This is a genomic window from Streptomyces sp. NPDC014907 (genome assembly GCF_055562975.1).
Window position 1 is genome coordinate 386700 of the sequence record NZ_JBVHEG010000004.1, and the last position, 14983, is coordinate 401682.

At 76.4% G+C, this 14983-nt stretch carries 11 protein-coding genes, 1 tRNA gene and 1 pseudogene; 9 read left to right on the forward strand and 4 right to left on the reverse strand.

The genetic code is table 11. The features are described 5' to 3' along the window. The first annotated feature begins 97 nt into the window (after nucleotides 1-97). Both ACZ3IL_RS13970 and ACZ3IL_RS13975 read left to right on the forward strand, forming a co-directional pair. The gene (locus ACZ3IL_RS13970) at nucleotides 98-751 is read left to right on the forward strand and encodes a hypothetical protein (RefSeq protein WP_467389956.1); all 654 of its coding nucleotides are present in this window, start codon (nucleotides 98-100) and stop codon (nucleotides 749-751) included. 396 nt (nucleotides 752-1147) lie between these two features. Next, on the forward strand, nucleotides 1148-2599 hold the full coding sequence (locus tag ACZ3IL_RS13975; RefSeq protein WP_467389958.1) for a vanadium-dependent haloperoxidase: 1452 nt from the start codon (nucleotides 1148-1150) through the stop codon (nucleotides 2597-2599). Nucleotides 2600-2829: 230 nt separating this feature from the next. On the opposite strand, the gene ACZ3IL_RS13980 is transcribed toward ACZ3IL_RS13975, so the two are convergent. After that, on the reverse strand, nucleotides 2830-3798 hold the full coding sequence (locus tag ACZ3IL_RS13980) for a GlxA family transcriptional regulator (protein ID WP_467389960.1): 969 nt from the start codon (nucleotides 3796-3798) through the stop codon (nucleotides 2830-2832). A gap of 126 nt (nucleotides 3799-3924) precedes the next feature. On the opposite strand from ACZ3IL_RS13980, the gene ACZ3IL_RS13985 reads away from it, so the two are divergent. Further along, complete coding sequence (locus ACZ3IL_RS13985; protein ID WP_467389962.1) at nucleotides 3925-4368, forward strand: hypothetical protein; 444 nt, start codon at nucleotides 3925-3927, stop codon at nucleotides 4366-4368. An 86-nt stretch (nucleotides 4369-4454) separates the two neighbouring features. Here the strand turns inward: ACZ3IL_RS13985 and ACZ3IL_RS13990 are convergent. After that, nucleotides 4455-4528 (reverse strand) — tRNA-Pro (locus ACZ3IL_RS13990). 52 nt (nucleotides 4529-4580) lie between these two features. Further along, nucleotides 4581-7463, reverse strand: coding sequence for an ATP-binding protein (locus ACZ3IL_RS13995; protein ID WP_467389964.1), 2883 nt, complete (start codon nucleotides 7461-7463; stop codon nucleotides 4581-4583). 124 nt (nucleotides 7464-7587) lie between these two features. Here ACZ3IL_RS13995 and ACZ3IL_RS14000 point away from each other — a divergent pair. After that, nucleotides 7588-8064: pseudogene (locus ACZ3IL_RS14000) on the forward strand (DUF309 domain-containing protein); the annotation flags it as partial. Between the two features lie 381 nt (nucleotides 8065-8445). Here ACZ3IL_RS14000 and ACZ3IL_RS14005 read toward each other — a convergent pair. Continuing rightward, complete coding sequence (locus tag ACZ3IL_RS14005) at nucleotides 8446-9048, reverse strand: TetR/AcrR family transcriptional regulator (protein WP_467389966.1); 603 nt, start codon at nucleotides 9046-9048, stop codon at nucleotides 8446-8448. A 214-nt stretch (nucleotides 9049-9262) separates the two neighbouring features. Here ACZ3IL_RS14005 and ACZ3IL_RS14010 point away from each other — a divergent pair, with 214 nt between their 5' ends. The 5 genes from ACZ3IL_RS14010 (at nucleotide 9263) to ACZ3IL_RS14030 (ending at nucleotide 14856) form a co-directional block, all read left to right on the forward strand. Beyond that, the gene (locus ACZ3IL_RS14010; RefSeq protein WP_467389968.1) at nucleotides 9263-10234 is read left to right on the forward strand and encodes a phosphatase PAP2 family protein; all 972 of its coding nucleotides are present in this window, start codon (nucleotides 9263-9265) and stop codon (nucleotides 10232-10234) included. Continuing rightward, entirely contained in the window at nucleotides 10231-11511 is a 1281-nt protein-coding gene (locus ACZ3IL_RS14015) for a DMT family transporter (RefSeq protein ID WP_467389970.1), read from the forward strand. The genes ACZ3IL_RS14010 and ACZ3IL_RS14015 overlap by 4 nt, the downstream gene beginning before the upstream one ends. A gap of 215 nt (nucleotides 11512-11726) precedes the next feature. After that, nucleotides 11727-12737 carry an SPFH domain-containing protein gene (locus ACZ3IL_RS14020; RefSeq protein ID WP_467389972.1) on the forward strand — a complete coding sequence of 337 codons (1011 nt, stop codon included), beginning with the start codon at nucleotides 11727-11729 and terminating at the stop codon, nucleotides 12735-12737. Next, nucleotides 12734-13633, forward strand: a complete 900-nt coding sequence (locus ACZ3IL_RS14025; protein WP_467389974.1) for a hypothetical protein — start codon at nucleotides 12734-12736, stop codon at nucleotides 13631-13633. Before ACZ3IL_RS14020 ends, ACZ3IL_RS14025 begins: the two co-directional genes overlap by 4 nt. Nucleotides 13634-13989: 356 nt before the next feature. Continuing rightward, a complete protein-coding gene (locus ACZ3IL_RS14030) occupies nucleotides 13990-14856 on the forward strand; it encodes a GNAT family N-acetyltransferase (protein WP_467389976.1) in 867 nt (288 codons plus the stop codon). The last annotated feature ends 127 nt before the right edge of the window (nucleotides 14857-14983 follow it).

The window sequence follows — 14983 nt, forward strand, 5'->3', positions numbered from 1 at the left end:
ACGGCGGTACGCGCCGGCCGCGTCGCACCCGGTGCGGCGCCGGGGCCGTCCGCGCGTACGGGAAACGGTGCCGCGGGAGACGTGCACGGGAGGCAGGGTGCAGGCGCGGAGGTTCGGATACGCGGTGTCGCCGACGGCGGCGATCGACGTCGGCGAGACGTCCCGTCACCTCACCGACCTGAGACGGCGGGCGCGGCGCCTGCTCAGGACCGTTCTCCTCGTGCTGTCCGTGCTGTACGGCGGCGGGGCCGCCTGGGCGGCGTGGAACGAGTGGCCCGACTGGATACCGGACGCGCTGCCCTTCCTGCTCGTACCCGCGGCGGGGCTGGTGACGGCATGGGCGCGAGGGCTGTACGTGATCTCCGGGATGACGCGCCTGGCGAGCCGGGGCCCCTGGCAGGCGTGGCCCTGCCGCATGGAGGAGCTGCCCGACGAGCCGCGCCTGCGCCGGGTCCTGATGCTGGGGCCGGACGGGACCGTCGCCCGCGAACTGTGGGCGGAGGTCCCGGTGACGACCTGGCTGGACCGGACCGACGGGCTCGGTCTGCTCTGGTTCTGCGGCGACCTGAGGTTCGGAGGCCTGTTCGCGGAGCCCGGGGGCGCCCCGGTGTGGCGGGCCCGGCCGGCCGAGCCGGGCAAGGAGCTGCACGCCGTGCCCGCCGCCCCGGCTTCCGGCGGGGAGAGCACCCTCCTCGCCGAGCTGACGCGCCAGGCGGTGGGCACGGTGTTCGTCCGCCTCCTCGGCGGCTGAACCGGGGACGGCGTCCCCCTCGGCGGGACCGTCCCGGCGAAGGAGCCGGTGGGGCAGCGGCGGACGGGCGGGGAGCCGGAGCGGGGAGCCGGAGCGGGGGCCCGGAGCGGAGAGCCGGAGCGGGGAGCCGGACGGCGTCCCGGTCGCGGCGTCCGTGCCCCCTGGCCGCGGGAGGCCCGGCCACGGGGGCCTCGCGGGTGTGCGCCGCGCGGTACGGCCCGAGAACCGACATGTCCGATCCGTACACGGAGGCTTCGCGCCGTCCATGCGCCCGGGACCGGCCATTCCGCACGGACTTCCGATTTTCACCGGACCGGGAAGCCGTGCTCGCGCCATGATCGCGCCGCCGCCGGCCCGGCGGCCGTCGACACCCGTGTGATCAGGGGGAACCGAGTCATGCCCAGAAGCACCCGCGCCACCGGCAGACGTGCCCGGGTCCGGCGCCGCGTCCTCGCGGCGGCGACCGTCCTCGCGGCGACCGGAAGCGTCCTGACGGTCGCTCCCCAGCCCGCCCACGCGCTCCCGGCGCGGCCGATCGCCGACCCGGTGCACTACTGGAACGACGTGCTGCAGGACGTCTTCCGCAAGGCGGGCGGCGGCCCGGTCCCGATGACGCGCGCGGCCGCCATGATGAACGCCGCGATCTACGACGCGGAGAGTTCGTACCAGCTGAAGTGGAAGGGCCGGATGACATCCGCGCCGTACCTCCACGCGGAGAACTACGCGGGCTGGGTCGAGGGGCCCGACGAGGAGGAGCGGGTCGTCGGGCGCACCGCGTACAACATCCTGCTCAACCTCTACGGCGCGAACCGGCCCAACAAGAACGCGCCCGACCACACGGCCTACCTCGACCAGCGGTTCCGCGAACGGTTCGGCACCGACCCCACCGGATTCGACCTGCTGGACACCACCGTCGTCGGCGGGCTGGTCGGCCGGATGACGAACGCCCGTGCCGGGGACGGCTCGGAGACCGAGCAGGCGTACACGGGAAGCGGCGTGCCGGGTTCCTGGCGGCCGACCAGCTACCCCGACATGGTCGATCCCAAGTGCCAGGTGGACGGCGACGCGGTCAACCCCTCCTGGGGCCAGGTCAAGCCCTTCTCGCTCAGCTCCGGCTCGCAGTTCCGCCCCACCAGGCTCGGGCAGTACGGCACGTACGAGAACCTCGTGGCCAGCCCCGAGTACAAGGCCCAGGTCGACGCCGTCCGCAGGGCCGGGGCGGCCGCCCCCACGGCCGCCACACCGGTGATCGAGCGCACCCCGGACCAGCTGAACGCCGCCTGGTTCTGGGCCAACGACAACGACGGGACGTACAAGCCCCCGGGCCACATGCTCCAGGCCACCCGGGAGGTCTCCAAGGCCCGGGGGCTCAGCACGTACGCCAACGCCCGCCTCTTCGCGCTCGTCTCGATCGCCCTCGCCGACACCGGCATAGCCGTCCGCGACGCGAAGTTCTCCACCCCCCTCGACCTGTGGCGGCCCGTCTCCGCGATCCGCGAGGGCGGCCTCGACAGCCGGTGGAAGCCGCTCCTGAAGAACAACGAAGGCGTCAACGTCAACCCGTGCTTCCCCGCCTACGTCTCCGGCCACGCCTCCTTCGCCGGGGCATGGGCGGGCGTCATGAAGCGCTACTTCGGCAGCGACGGCATCTCCTTCGACCTCACCACCGACGAACCCCTGGCCCCCGTCAAGCAGCGCCACTTCACCAGCTTCAGCGCCGCCGCCAAGGAGAACGCGGACAGCCGCGTCTGGCTCGGCGTCCACTACCCGTGGGACGCCACCGACGGCCTCGCCCTCGGCGACAAGATCGCCGGACAGGTCTTCGACACCAGGCTCCGCCCCCTGTGACGCCCGGCGTGGAGCGGGGGGGGGCCACGCCTCCCGCTCCACGCTTCACCGCTCCACGGCGGCCCGCTCGCGGAACGGCGCCACGCCGGGGGTACCCGGGACGGCTCCGGCGCCGCGATCGCACCGGACACCGGGCACGGGGCGCCGGGCACGGACACCGAGCGCCGGACGCCGGACGCCCGGCGCCGCGAGAGCGTCCCGTCCGTGGCCTGCGGCCCCGGGGGCGGGCCTCAGCCCGTCTGTCGCGCGGCGGCCCGGTAGCGCGACGGTGAGATCCCGTACCGGCCGGAGAACGCCTGCCGCAGCGCCTCCGCGCTGCCGAATCCGCAGCGGGCCGCCACGGCCGCCATCGGCAGCGCGGTCGAGGCGAGCAACTGGGCCGCGGCCTCCGTCCGGGCGAGCCGGACGTACCGCCCCGGCGCCTGTCCCAGGTGGTCCGTGAACAGCCGGGTGAGGTGACGCGGCGTCACCCCCGCCCGCGAGGCCAGCGCCTTCGTGCTCAGATCGGCGTCCGGGTGCGCGGCGATGTGCTCGACGAGCCCCCTGACCGGTTCGTCACGCGGCGCCGGAGACGCCGTGAACAGGCTCATCTGCGCCTGGTTTCCCGGCCGTTGCAGATAGACGACCAGGTCACGGGCCACCTGGCGCGCCAGTTCGGGGCCGTGGTCCTCCTCGATGAACGCGAGCGTGAGGTCCAGGGCGCTGGTGACGCCCGCCGCCGTGTAGACGTTCCCGTCGCGGACGTAGATCGGCGCGGAGTCGACGGTGACCTCCGGGTGCCGGTCGGCCAGCCGGCGCGCGTACCGCCAGTGCGTGGTCGCCCGCCGCCCGTCGAGCAGCCCGGCGGCGGCCAGGACCCCCGCCCCCGTGCACACCGACGCGACCCGGCGGCTCTCCTTCGCGAGCCGCCGGACGTGCCCCACGAGCCGTGGATCGGCCGCCGCCCGCTCGAAGCCCACCCCGCCCGACACGATCAGGGTGTCCAGCGGGCCGACGAGCCGTTCGAGCGGCTGGTCGCTCCCCAGCGTGAGCCCCGTGCCGCAGACGAACGGGCCGCCTCCCGGCCCGACCACGCGCACCCGGTACGGCACGGCCGGCCCGCCGATCCCGTTGGCCATGGCCAGGGGTGTGGTGACGCACGCGATGTCCAGCAGTTCGGCCGCCTCGTACCCGACCACCACCATCAGCCGCTCCGCCATGCGGCAACCCTATGCCGGAAGGACGGGTACCCCAAGGGACCGGACACCGTTCCGGCGGCCCGTTCCCCCCGGCCGGTACGGGCCGGAGCGTGGGGGCGTAGCCGCACGCACCGCGAGAGGACCCCGATGACCGATTCCGTACGCGACGACACCGAGGGCACCCGGCCGTGCCGGACGCCGCACCACCGGCCCACGCTCGCCTCGCTCGCCGCGATCGCCCTGGTGGTCGCGACCTTCGTGGACGGCGTGCCGCCCGTGGGGCTGCTCGCCGGTCTCCTCGCCGTCATGCCCGTGTGCTACCTGCTCTTCGGCGCGTTCCGCGGCGAACTCCGCGCCTCCCGCGTCCTGGCCGTCCAGCTCGCGGGCCTGGCCGGCTTCACCGCCGCGGCCGCGCTCGCCCTCGCCGTGGACGAGCCCCTGGGCCTGCGCGTGGTCGCCGCGGGCTGGCTGGCGCACGGGATCTGGGACGTCCTCCACCACCGGTCGGGCCGGGTCGTCCCGAGGGCCTGGTCGGAGTGGTGCGCGGTCGTCGACGTGGGCGGCGCGCTCGCGATCCTGGCCCTCGCCTGAGGAACGTCCCCGCCCCGGCCCCGGAAACGATCGAGGGCCGGTTTCGGACGAATCCGAAACCGGCCCTGAACCACGACTCCTACGAGTCGGGACGACAGGATTTGAACCTGCGACCCCTTGACCCCCAGTCAAGTGCGCTACCAAGCTGCGCCACGTCCCGGCGCACGGTCTCCGCGGGCTTCCCCGCGTCGGCGTGCAGGGAAGACATTACCTCACTCCGGAGGGCGGTCCGACGCACGGGCCGTCACCACGCCGCAGGCGGCGGCCAGGGCCGTCGCTTCCTCGAGGTCGCGCGAGGAGCCGGTGACGCCGGCCAGGTCGAGGCGGGCGCGGGCCTCCTCGTAGCGGGAGGGGGACGCGGACAGGCGGGCGACGGCCTCGGTGAGCAGGCTCCGGGACTCGGACGGTTCCGCGAAGAGGGCCGCGCAGCGGAGGGCTTCGCCCAGGGCGGTGGGGGTGCCGATGCGTTCGGCGTGGACCCGGGCCTCCGCGGCGATCCCGGCGGCACGGTCCGGGTCCGTGCCGGCGAGCGCCCGGGCGAGGTCCAGGGGCCAGGGAGCCCAGACGACGTGGTGGCGGCCCCGGGCGACCAGGGCCTCGGCCGCCGCTTCCAGGGTGGCCACGGCCTCCTCGACGCGTCCTTCCGCGAGCAGCAGCCGACCGAGGACGCTGGGGCCGTCGGGCAGGACGATCGCGCCCGGCCACGGCGGTCCGAAGGCGTAGCGGTCGGCGACGGAACGCGCCTCCTCCACGCGGCCCCGGGCGACGAGCGTGTCCACGAGGAGGCAGGCGGTGTCCCAGTGGACGGGCAGGCCCCTGCCCACCCGGTCGGCCAGGCGCAGGCCCTCCTCCAGGTAGTGCTGTGCCTGCGGCAGGTTGCCGCGGCGCCGGTGGACCAGGCCCAGGAGGGTGTGGGCGAAGGCGAGGTGGGCGCCGCTCCAGCCGGAGATCTCGAAGGCGCGGACGGCCTCCGTGAAGAGGGACTCGGCCCGGTCGGGACGGTCGGCGAACGCGTACGCGATGCCGGTGAGGGCCGGGATCTCGAAGCCCCAGGTGGAGTCCGTCCAGCCGAGCCCCCGGGCCGGTGCGCCGTCGACGAGGGCGCGGTCGCAGAGCTTCACGACCTCGGCGGCGGGTTCGCCCCGGAGCATCGCGTCGAACCCCCGGACCATGAGGAGCGCCCGCTCGGAGTTGTCGGCGCCCGTGAAGTCCGCGGTGAGGTCGGCCAGGCGGCGGGAGCGGCGGAGGCCGTCCTCCTCGGCGGCCTGGAACCCCTCGTACATGAAGTGCGCGGCCTGCAGGCGGCGCCGGTCGGTTCCGGGCGGGGTGCGTCCGGCCTCGGCGTCCAGGACCCGCGCGGCCTCCCGGAGCTGGTTGTTGTGGGCGAGGGCCTGCGCCAGCCGGTAGGTCGCGTCGATGCGCAGGGTGCGGTCCAGGCCCGGCAGGTCCAGCGCGGAACGCAGGTGGCGGACGGTGGCGGCGGGTGCCGTCAGCAGGGAGGCGCAGCCGAGTTCGTACAGCACCCGGGCGTACGCCTCGGGGCCCGGCGGTTCCTCCAGGGCCCGCTCCAGGCACCGGCGGGCCGCGTCCGGGGCTCCTACGGCGAGGTGTTCGGCAGCGGCGGCCCGCAGCCTGTCCACGACCTCCTCGTCGTCCTCCGGGTGCACCTGGAGGAGGTGCCGGGAGACGGCGGCCGGGCCGTGGCCCGCTTCGGTGAGCGCCCAGACGGCCCGCCCGTGCAGGGCGGTCCGGATGCCCGTCGGCACCGACCCGTACACGGCGGTCGCGATGAGGGGGTGCGTGAACTCCAGGTGGGTGACCTCGCCCGGGGTCACCGCGGCGAGGCCGTTCCCGGCGGCGGGCGCGTCCGGGGCTTCCCGCCCGGCCGGCGCGCCGGTGTCCGCCGGTGCTTCCGCGTCGCCGGGCTCCGGGGTGCCGGGCCGTGCTTCGGGGCCGGGCCCCGTGACGCGTCCGGTGCGCGTCGGCGGCGCCGTCCGCGTGGTCACGATCCGCGCCTGGCGGAGGAGTTCGGCGTGTTCGGCGACCTCGCGCGTTCCCAGGCCCGTGACGGCCGCCAGGAGGGGCGGGGTGCTGTCCGCGCCGAGGACGGCTATGCCCCAGGCCAGGGTCGTCGGGCCGGTGCCGAGTTCCTCGATGCGGGTGACGAGGCCGCCGCCGCGCGCACCGGCGCCCAGGTCGCGGAGGAGGGCGGCGGACCCGGCGACGGGTTCGAGCATCCGGTCGCGGGCCTTGGCGAGGAGTTCGACGGTCTCGTACGGGTTGCCGCCGGTCACCGTCCACAGCTCGCGGCAGAACGGTTCGTCCGCGTGGTCGCCGAGCATCTCCCGGGCGAGCGCGGTGGTGGCGTCGGGGGTGAGCGCGTGCAGGCCCAGGGTGAGGACCGCGCGCCCGGCGAGACCGGCGAGGAGGGCTGCCGTGCCGGGGCGGTGCGGCCCCTCCGGCAGGGGCCGGTGGGCGAGCACGAGGAGGACGGGCAGGTGGCGGTCCCGCCCGATCCGGGTGAAGGCGTCGAGCCACGCCAGGGTCTCGGCGTCGGCCCAGTGGGCGTCGTCCACGAGCAGGACCGGGGGCCGGTCCCGCAGGCGGTCCGCGAGCCGTTCCAGGAGTCTGGCCAGGCCGTCCCGCACGCCCTGGGGGTCGGCGGGCTCGTCCGACGGCGACGGGGAGGCGAGTCCGAGCGCGGGGGCGAGCAGGTCGAAGTGGTCGCCGAAGAGGTCGTGGATGTCCTCCGGGCCGAACCCGTTCAGGGCGGGCTGGAGCAGCTGGCGGGTGACGTGGAACGGGACCGAGGTGAGCGTTTCACCGCCCCGGGCCGTCAGGACGGTGCACCGGTCCCGGGCGGTGCGCTGTATCTCGGCGAGGAGGGTGGTCTTGCCGATGCCGGCCTCTCCCCGGTAGACGAGGATGCCGCCGCGCACCGGGAGACCCGCCGTCGTCCCGGCGACGAGCGACTCGACGGCGTGGGCGGCCGCGGTGAGTTCCGGGTCCCTCTCGAGCAGCCCGCCTCGCCGCGCGTTCCAGGTCCTGGTCGCGAACGGCACTGCGGGCGACGGCTGTTCGGGCTCCGACGACAACGGTGGCTCACTCCCCACACGGGCTTCCGGCACGGCGCGGCCGACGTGACCCGTGTCGACCGGCGCAGAGCGTCTGTCCGACGAGCCTAGCGTTCCTGATCGTTCCGGGGGCAACAATGAAGGGGTGAACCCGACAGCGAGTGATCACGGCAGGGACCGCGACGAGGAGGGGCGGGCCCGCAGCGCCCGGCCCCGCGACGGTCTCGGGAGGCCGCTGCCGTACGGGGCGGAGGGCGTGCCCCGGCAGCCCGAGGGCGTCGTGCGCGATCCCGGCGCGACCCTGCGCGAGGCGCAGCGGCTGCTCGACGCCGGGATGCCCTTCCACGCGCACGAGGTCTTCGAGGACGCCTGGAAGTCCGGTCCGGAGGCGGAGCGGGACCTGTGGCAGGGACTCGCCCAGCTCGCCGTGGGCCTGACGCACGCCGCCCGGGGCAACGCGGCGGGCGGCGCGCGGCTGCTGCGTCGCGGCGCCGGCCGTCTGGCGGCCGGGTTCGGGGGTCCGGCCCCCGGGCCGTACGGGATCGACGTCGACGGCCTCGTCGCCTGGGCGCGGGAGCTGGCCGACCGTACGGAGGGCGGGAACGGAGCCGGGGCCGGGAGCCCGGACGGGACGGGGCGGGAGGACGCGGGGACGGGGACGGGAGGACCCGCGGGGACGGGAGAGCGGGAGGGCGCGGAGGCGGGGAGGCCGGCCGGGGCGGGGTGGAGTGCGGACGCGGGGACGGGGAGGCCCGCCGGGGCCGGGGGGCGGGCGGAAGCCGCGCGTCCGGCCGTGATCGACGCCGCCGCCGAGGCGCCGCGTCTGCGCCGGGACGCTTCCTGACCCCGGCGCCTCGCGGTCCGCCACCGGGGGCGGGCCGGCGGGCCCCCGGGGGTGGGTGAGGGTTCGCGGCCCGCACTCCGCCGCCGGACGGCGGGAGGCCGCGGGTCCCGTGGGCGCGGGCGGAGGGGCGGGCCCGGGGCCCCGGACGACGCCCCGGGCTCACTTGCCGGCGTACAGCGCCGGGAGGAGGACGGCGTCGACGAAGGTCCGCACGGCCGAGGCGTCCTCGAACCTTTCCTCGAAGAGGCGCTCGACGCGGAGCATCCCGAGGAAGCAGGGGGCGACGAAGGCGACGGCGGCGTTGTCGGCGGCGATCTCGCCCCGTTCGACCGCGCGCGCCACGAGTCCGTCGATGGCCGCGATCTCGGGGGCGATGACGGTCTCGCGGAGCGCGGCGCGCAGGTCGGGGTGCTGGATGTAGGCCTGGGCGACGGCTTCCATGAGTTCGGCGTCGCGTTCGCGGCGGGAGGTGGCCACGCGGGCGGCCTCGCGCAGGTCGTCGGCGAGGCTGCCGGTGTCGATGCCGCTGAACACGGTGCAGCGCCGCCGGGCGAGGGCCGCGGTGACGAGCTTCGACTTGGTCCCCCACTGCCGGTAGAGCGTGGCCTTGCCGCACTTGGTGCGGGCCGCGACGCCCTCCATGGTCACCGCGTCGTAACCGCCCTCGCGGAGCAGGCCGAGCACCGCGTCGTACAGCTCCGTCTCGCGTTCGGGCGTGAGCTTGCCTCGGCGGGCTGCGGCGGTCGCGGCCTGTGTGGACATCGGTCCCTCCCTGACGGGCACTTCGGTGTCCGCGCCGTCTCTCCCCCTGGGGGGTTTCTACACGTACGGGTCCGTCCCTTCCCATACGAGGGTAGGGGGCGCACAACCGAGACGCAAACGTATCGATACGCTTGCGTCTCGATCGGATCGGATCTAGGCTTCCTCCGTTTGTTGCCGATTTGACGGATTAGAGGGCCGCACGATGGCTGCCGGGATGCGCGGGATACGAGGACCACGTCCTGCAGGACCGGAGGCGACGCCCGCCCCCGGCCCCGCCGGGCAGGACGCCGGCGGAGGCGACGGGCGGGAAGGACGGCGCCCCGCCGGGAGCGGCGGGCGGAAGTCCGGCGAGGACGACGGAGGCGGGAGCGGGGGACACGAGGCCGCCGAGAGCGCCGGGGAGACGCCGGAACCGCGCCCCCGCCGCTCCGGGGGGAGCCCGAGACCGCCCCTCGTGCGCGAGCTGCTGCTCGTCACCGCGCTGTTCCTCGTCTACAAGTTCGGCCGGCTCTTCGCCAACGGTCACGAGATCCGCGCCTTCCGGAACGCCGACCGCGTCTGGGACGCCGAGCGCACCCTCCGCCTGCCGAACGAGGAAACGATTCAGCACCTCCTCCTGCACGGCGAGCCGCTGATCCGGACCGCGAACACCTACTACGCGGCCGTGCACTTCCCCGCCACCATCGCCTTCCTCGTCTGGCTGTACGCGTGCCGTCCCGCCCACTACCTGTGGTCGCGCCGGGTGCTCGCGCTCCTCACCGGCGCCGCGCTCGCGCTGCACCTGCTGATGCCGCTCGCGCCGCCCCGGATGCTCGCCGCCACCGGCCTGATCGACACCGCCCGCGTCTACGGCCCCTCCGTCTACGGGGCCGCGCCGGAGACGGACTCGATGGCGAACCAGTTCGCCGCGATGCCGTCGCTGCACTTCGGCTGGGCCCTGATGGTCGCGATCGGCCTGATCGCCGCCACCCGGTCCCGCTGGCGGGCGCTCTGGCTGCTGCACCCGCTGCTCACCCTGCTCGTCATCGTCGGCACCGCGAACCACTACTGGTTCGACGCGCTCGCCGCCACCGCCCTCCTCGGCCTCGCCCTGCTCGCCGTCCGCGCCCCCGGGCACCGGACGGCGCCCCCACCCGCGCACCGTCCGTTCGGGACGGCCCCCCTCCCGGTCGGAGCCCTGCGATGAACCCCGCCGTCGGCACCGCGTTCGCGGTGCTCCTCTCCCTCGTCTCCGCCGCCGGGTACGCGCTCGCCGCCGTCGCCCAGTCCCGGCTCGCCGCCGCCTCCCCCACCGCCCCCGGCGGGCGCGGGGCGCTGCGCGCGCTGCTCGCCCGCGGGGAGTGGTGGTGGGCCGTCGGCCTGAACGCCGCCGGGGCCCTCGCCCACGTGGCCGCGCTGCACTACGGTCCGCTGACCCTGGTCCAGCCGCTCGGCGCCCTGACGCTCGTGGCGGCACTGCCGCTCGGCGCCCACCGCGCGCGGCGGCGGGTGACCCGCACCGAGTGGCGCGGGGCCCTGTGGACCCTGGGCGGACTCGTCGGTCTGGTCGCCGTCACGGGGCCCGCGGCGCCCGGCGAGGCGCTCAGCCTCCGCGAGTCGCTGGTCGTCGCGGCGGCGACGGCGCTCCTGATCGCCGCGCTCGCCTCGGGCCGGCTGCCCGGAGGGGGCCGGAGCGGGAACGGACTCGGACACGCCACCGCCTCCGGGGTCGCCTCCGGCGTCGCCTCGGCGCTCACCCAGACCCTGACGGCCGCGCTCGCGCTCGAACTCCCCGGCACCGAGCCGACCTGGTGGTGCACCGCGCTGCTCGCGGTCCTCGTGTCCGGCTTCGCGACGGGCGGGCTGCTGCTCTCGCAGGCCGCCTACCGGGGCGGGTTCGCGGCGCCGCTAGCCGTCGTGAACCTCTCCAACCCGGCCGCCGCCGCGGTCATCGGCGTGGCCCTGCTCGGCGAGACCTTCCGGGCCGGCGCCTGGGGCTGGACGGCCGCGGCCGCCGCGTCGATGGTGGCGGCGCGAGGTGTGGTGCTGCTCACGAAGGGCGGCGCGGCGGAGAACGGGACCGAGGCCGCTCCGGAAACCGGGGCGGCGCCCGTCACGCCGGTGGCCGGCGTACGGACGGGGGAGAGCCTTCCCGCCGGGGCCGGGGCTCTTCCCGCCGGGACCGGAGCCCTTCCCGTCGCGGTCGCGCGGGCGGGCGACGCCGTTCCCGCCGCCGGAGGCGTGCCCGCGCCCGGGGCGGCGCCGGTCCTGGTGTCCGAAGCGGTACGGGCGACCGGGACCGCGGCGGCGCCGGGACGCGGGACCCCGGGCCCCTTCCGTACTCCCCGCGGCCCTCGCGCCTTCCGCAGCCCGCGCGCTCCCCGTACCCGGAGGGCCGTCCGGGGGACGCGGTTCGCGCCGTCGCCGCGGATCGCCGACGTCGCGCCGGAGGCCGAACCGGCGGGCGCCCCGCTCGCGGGCTGAGGGTGGACGCGGGCCGGACGGAAGGCCGGAGGCGGGTCCGCAGAAGGACAGAAGGACAGAAGGGCAGAACCGGACAGAAGGGCCGGGCAGAAGGGCCGGGCGGGCCGGGGCGTCGGCGTCCCGGCCCGCTCCCTTCGCCCCGGCACACCCCATTCGTCATCTTGACGAAAAACAACCCAGCCCCCTATCGTCAACATGACGACAAGGGGGTTTCCATGGCCGACATCACCCGGCGGGCCGGCTGGCGCCATCTGCGCTCCGCGCCCACCGCCCACATCCGCCACCAGCGACGGGGACGGCTCGTCCACGACGGCGAGGGGCTGAGCTTCTGGTTCCGGCCGCGCACCGCCGCCCTCTCCGAGGTCCCGGTGAACGACCGGGAGCTGGCGATGTCCTTCCACGCCCGCACGGCCGACTTCCAGGACGTGAGCGTGCAGTCCACCGTCACCTACCGGATCGGGGACCCGGGCGTGGCGGCCACCCGGCTCGACTTCTCCGTCGACCCCGACACCGGCGCCTGGCGGGGCACCCCGCTGGAACAGATCGCCACCCTCCTCACCGAGACCGCCCAGCAGCACGCCCTCGACGTCCTCGCCCGCACCACGCTCGCCGCCGCGCTCGTCGACGGCGTGGCGGCGGTGCGGGACCGCGTCGCGACCGGCCTCGCCGCCGAACCGCGCCTGCCGGACACCGGCATCGAGGTCGTCGCGGTCCGGGTGGTCGCGATCCGTCCCGAACCCGAGGTCGAGCGCGCCCTGCGCACCCCCGCCCGCGAGCAGATCCAGCAGGAGGCCGACCGGGCCACCTACGAGCGCCGGGCGGTCGCGGTCGAGCGGGAACGCGCCATCGCGGAGAACGAGCTGGCCAGCAAGATCGAGCTGGCCCGGCAGGAGGAACGGCTGGTCGAGCAGCGCGGCACCAACGCGCGCCGCGAGGCCGAGGAGAACGCCGCCGCCGACGCGGTACGGGCCGAGGCCGAGGCCGTACGGAAGGTCCGCCTCGCCCGGGCCGAGGCGGAGGCCGCCCGCGAGGTCGGCGAGGCGCGCGCCGGGGCGCAGTCCGCGTGGCTGCGGGCGCACGCCGAAGCCGACCCGGCGACCCTGCGCGCCCTCGCCGTGCAGCGGGCCGCCGAGAACCTGCCCCGCGTCGACCACCTGACGCTCTCCCCGGACGTGCTCACCGGACTGCTGGCCAGGCTGGGCGGCGAGGGCGGGGCCCGGCCGTGAGCCTCGCGCCGCGCGCGGTCCTCGTGCACCGGACCACGGAGTACGAGGAACTGCTCGCCCGGCACGGCACGCACGGGCAGGCCGCGTTCTTCCTCGCCGCGCGCGGCCGCTCGGTCGAGGAGGTGCGCGAGCGGCACGAACGCGCCCACCGGGCGCTCGCCGAGGTGGCGGGCGCGGTGCCGCCGGCGTGGCGGCAGACCCGGGTGGAACGCGCCGACCTCGACCGGTTCCTGTTCGGCCCCGAGGACGTCGTCGTCGTGGTCGGCCAGGACGGTCTGGTCGCCAACGCGGCGAAGTACCTGACGGGCCAGCCCGTCGTCGGCATCGACCCGGACCCGGGACGCAATCCGGGCGTCCTGGTGCGGCACCGCGCGGCCCGGGCCCGGCGGCTGCTCCCGTACGCGGCGGGGGAAGGGGCGGTGGTCGACGAGCTGACGATGGTCGAGGCCGTCACCGACGACGCGCAGCGCCTCCTCGCGCTCAACGAGATCTACGTCGGCCCGCCGGGCCACCAGACGGCCCGCTACACCCTCGGGCTCGACGGCACGGACGCGCCGGCCGAGGCCCAGGCGTCGTCGGGCGTCCTGGTCGGCACCGGCACGGGGGCCACCGGCTGGCTGCGTTCCCTGTGGGAGCAGCGTTCCAGCACCCTCGCGCTGCCCGCTCCGTCGGACCCCCGGCTCGCCTGGTTCGTCCGCGAGGCCTGGCCGTCGCCGGCGACCGGCACCACCCGCGTCGAAGGCCTCCTCGGTCCCGGACGGGGCCTGAGCCTCACCGCCGAGTCGGACCGCCTGGTCGTCTTCGGCGACGGCGTCGAGTCGGACGCGCTCGAACTGACGTGGGGCCAGACGGTCCGCCTGTCCGTCGCCGCCCCGCGTCTGCGCCTCGTGCACTGAGCCGTGGCGGCGGGGGCCGTGACCGTCTCCCGCGCCCGCCTCCTTCCCGTACTCGTCCCCGCCCCGCCCCGCCCCTTCCCGGGCTCGCCCCCTTCCGGGCCCGTCCCCCCTCCCGGGCCCGTCCCCTTCCGGCCCGGCCCCTTCCCGACTCGTCCCCTCCCCGTGCCCGCCTCCTCCGGTACGGCCGGAATCGATCGGTCGGCGGCGGGGGGCCGTTCCGGGAGCGTTATGCTCGGCCCGCTCCGGCCGGACGTCCGGCCCTCGCGCTCCGCTTCCCGGTCCGTCCACGGCCCCGTTCACGGCGGCCCGGCCGTACCGGCGCCCTCCGTCCCCTCCCGGCTGTCGAAGGACACCCCATGGCCCCCGCCTCCTCCGGCCCGCTGTCCGTCTCCCCCGCCACGCCGCAGGAGTGGGCGCTCGTGCGTTCCTGGGCGGCCGAGGAGGGGTGGAACCCCGGGCTCTCCGACGCCACGGCGTTCTTCGCGCAGGACCCGGGAGGGTTCTTCCTCGGCCGTCTCGACGGGGAACCGGTCTCCGCCGTCTCGGTCGTCACCTACGACGACGCCTACGCCTTCCTCGGCTTCTACCTCGTGCGCCCCGCGCTCCGCGGGCTCGGACACGGCCTGGCCACCTGGCGGGCCGCCCTCGCCCACGCGGGCGACCGGACCGTGGGGCTCGACGGGGTGCCCGCGCAGCAGGACAACTACCGGCGCTCCGGCTTCACGACGGCGTACCGGACGGCGCGGTACGTGGGCGAGGTCCCGGTCCCGGACGTCCCGCCGGCCGGTGTGGTGGCCGCCTCGCGGGTCGATCCGGCCGCCCTCGCGGCGTACGACGCGGCCTGTCACCACGCCGACCGGCCGCGCTTCCTCTCCTCCTGGCTGACCACGCCCGGACACCGCGCGCTGGTCCGGATCGTCGACGGACGTCCGGCCGGGTACGGGGTGGTCCGTCCCGCGCAGGACGAGGCGCGGATCGGGCCGCTGTTCGCGGACACCCCGGCGGACGCGGCGGCCCTGCTCGACGGACTCGCCGCCGAGGCGCGGGGCTTCGGCTCGGCCCGGATCGCGGTCGACATGCCGGAGACGAATCCGGCGGCGGCGCGCCTGGCCCTGGAGCGCGGTCTGGAGCCGACGTTCGAGACGGCCCGGATGTACACGGGTCCGGTCCGGCCGGTGGCCCGCGAGCGGATCTTCGGCGTCACCACGCTCGAACTGGGCTGACGGGGGCGCGGGCGGCGGGGGGCGGGGGGGGGGGGCCCGGGGCGGGGCCCCCCCCCCCCCCCCCCCCCCCCCCCCCCCCCCCCCCCCCCCCCCCCCCCCCCCCCCCCCCCGGGGCCCCCGGGTTGGC